Consider the following 2,500-nt stretch of genomic DNA (forward strand, 5'->3'; position numbering starts at 1 on the left):
AAGGTGCCTGTACCGCAAACCGACACAGGTAGGCGAGGAGAGAATCCTAAGGTGTGCGAGAGAACTCTGGTTAAGGAACTCGGCAAAATGACCCCGTAACTTCGGGAGAAGGGGTGCTTTCTTAACGGAAAGCCGCAGTGAATAGGCCCAAGCGACTGTTTAGCAAAAACACAGGTCTCTGCGAAGCCGTAAGGCGAAGTATAGGGGCTGACACCTGCCCGGTGCTGGAAGGTTAAGGAGAGGGGTTAGCGTAAGCGAAGCTCTGAACTGAAGCCCCAGTAAACGGCGGCCGTAACTATAACGGTCCTAAGGTAGCGAAATTCCTTGTCGGGTAAGTTCCGACCCGCACGAAAGGTGTAACGATTTGGGCACTGTCTCAACCAGAGACTCGGTGAAATTATAGTACCTGTGAAGATGCAGGTTACCCGCGACAGGACGGAAAGACCCCGTGGAGCTTTACTGTAGCCTGATATTGAATTTTGGTACAGTTTGTACAGGATAGGCGGGAGCCATTGAAACCGGAGCGCTAGCTTCGGTGGAGGCGCTGGTGGGATACCGCCCTGACTGTATTGAAATTCTAACCTACGGGTCTTATCGACCCGGGAGACAGTGTCAGGTGGGCAGTTTGACTGGGGCGGTCGCCTCCTAAAGTGTAACGGAGGCGCCCAAAGGTTCCCTCAGAATGGTTGGAAATCATTCGTAGAGTGCAAAGGCATAAGGGAGCTTGACTGCGAGACCTACAAGTCGAGCAGGGACGAAAGTCGGGCTTAGTGATCCGGTGGTTCCGCATGGAAGGGCCATCGCTCAACGGATAAAAGCTACCCCGGGGATAACAGGCTTATCTCCCCCAAGAGTCCACATCGACGGGGAGGTTTGGCACCTCGATGTCGGCTCATCGCATCCTGGGGCTGTAGTCGGTCCCAAGGGTTGGGCTGTTCGCCCATTAAAGCGGTACGCGAGCTGGGTTCAGAACGTCGTGAGACAGTTCGGTCCCTATCCGTCGTGGGCGTAGGAAATTTGAGAGGAGCTGTCCTTAGTACGAGAGGACCGGGATGGACGCACCGCTGGTGTACCAGTTGTTCTGCCAAGGGCATAGCTGGGTAGCTATGTGCGGAAGGGATAAGTGCTGAAAGCATCTAAGCATGAAGCCCCCCTCAAGATGAGATTTCCCATAGCGTAAGCTAGTAAGATCCCTGAAAGATGATCAGGTTGATAGGTTCGAGGTGGAAGCATGGTGACATGTGGAGCTGACGAATACTAATAGATCGAGGACTTAACCATATAATATGAAGCAAATGTTATCTAGTTTTGAAGGAATATGCCTTCATAGTTTGGTGATGATGGCAGAGAGGTCACACCCGTTCCCATACCGAACACGGAAGTTAAGCTCTCTAGCGCCGATGGTAGTTGGGACCTTGTCCCTGTGAGAGTAGGACGTCGCCAAGCAACTTTAAGACGAGTCAGAATGACTCGTCTTTTTTGTGTTTAATAAAATAAGTTTGTCATCTACGTATTTCTGGAGTGATAGATGACAAGCTATATTTATTTTTTTACATCAATAAGTGTAAAGTGTTCACAAACAAGCAGCATATCTTCAGAAAAACTAAGGCCAAGTTCATTCAGTTCCTTCGTAAAGAACTGAATAGGGGTGTCTCTTCAGTAATTATAAGTGCGATCGCCTTCAGTAATAGAAAAATCCTCGTTTATTTCATTCATTGGTGTTACAGTTATTTCTATTGTCTTAATGATAGCTACAGGTTCATCCTTAATAGCCAGGATGAACCTGTAGCTATCATTTGTTTTCAGGAGTTCTTCATTATCTAATTCATAAAAAACATATCCTGAGCATATTGCAGTTTTTATGCCGTCAATTACTAATTGTGCAAGATAATCAGGAGAATCATCAAATTGCCAAGCTGTAACAGATTTAGGCTTTTCTTCGTACCCTCAATAGTTATTCCAATATTTTTTCGCTAGTAAATTCTTTTATATTACTACCTCACTTTTCTATGACTAAGGAGTATTTGTTATGTGTTCTTATATAATCCCCTATAATTATTTAACACTTGTATTGTTGTTTTCCTTATTAACAAAGGCAATATATGAAATGAATAAAGCTTTTATACTCATTCTGCCTATTTGTGGTCATCTTTCCTGTAGACGCCCATATTAATAGAAGGGATAATTTAAGTTACGGATTGTATTATAAGGTAGTGGGTACAACTGTTCCCACTTAAGGGAATTCTCTAATAAAGGTTGTAATTCTTCATCTGTTTCATGCATAGATAGAAAACTGTCGTCAGCTGAGTATGAGAAGAATTTCTTTATTGGAAATTGTCCTCCTGTTTCGTTGTGCACGTCTTTTAGTATGTGCATGATACTATTTTGTAGTTGCTGATTATTTTTATTGTTTTGATCTAAATAATTATGTGGTAAAAATGGCGTTGCGAAAAAAAACGATAATACGAGCTTGTTTCTTTGGGTCTAAAGTTTGAAAAGC

The 2,500-nt window shown here is 44.1% G+C and carries 1 protein-coding gene, 2 rRNA genes and 1 pseudogene (2 of these 4 cut by a window edge); 2 read left to right on the forward strand and 2 right to left on the reverse strand.

Translation table 11 applies throughout. The features are described 5' to 3' along the window. A 23S ribosomal RNA gene (locus QUF93_RS03965) occupies window positions 1–1,281 on the forward strand; it begins 1,641 nt to the left of the window's first position. A 49-nt stretch (window positions 1,282–1,330) separates the two neighbouring features. Then, a 5S ribosomal RNA gene (rrf, locus tag QUF93_RS03970) occupies window positions 1,331–1,446 on the forward strand. Window positions 1,447–1,542: 96 nt separating this feature from the next. Here rrf and QUF93_RS03975 read toward each other — a convergent pair. Together QUF93_RS03975 and QUF93_RS03980 are read right to left on the reverse strand one after the other, a co-directional pair. Next, a pseudogene (locus QUF93_RS03975) lies at window positions 1,543–1,983 on the reverse strand (ASCH domain-containing protein); the annotation flags it as partial. A 442-nt stretch (window positions 1,984–2,425) separates the two neighbouring features. Beyond that, window positions 2,426–2,500: the final stretch of a zinc-binding metallopeptidase family protein gene (locus QUF93_RS03980; RefSeq protein WP_289357926.1), read on the reverse strand. 324 nt of this gene lie beyond the right edge of the window; 75 of the gene's 399 nt are visible here — the last part of the coding sequence; the start codon falls outside the window, past its right edge; it ends in the stop codon at window positions 2,426–2,428.

The sequence above is a fragment of the Bacillus hominis genome, assembly GCF_030348325.1.
Lineage (GTDB): Bacteria > Bacillota > Bacilli > Bacillales > Bacillaceae_G > Bacillus_A > Bacillus_A hominis.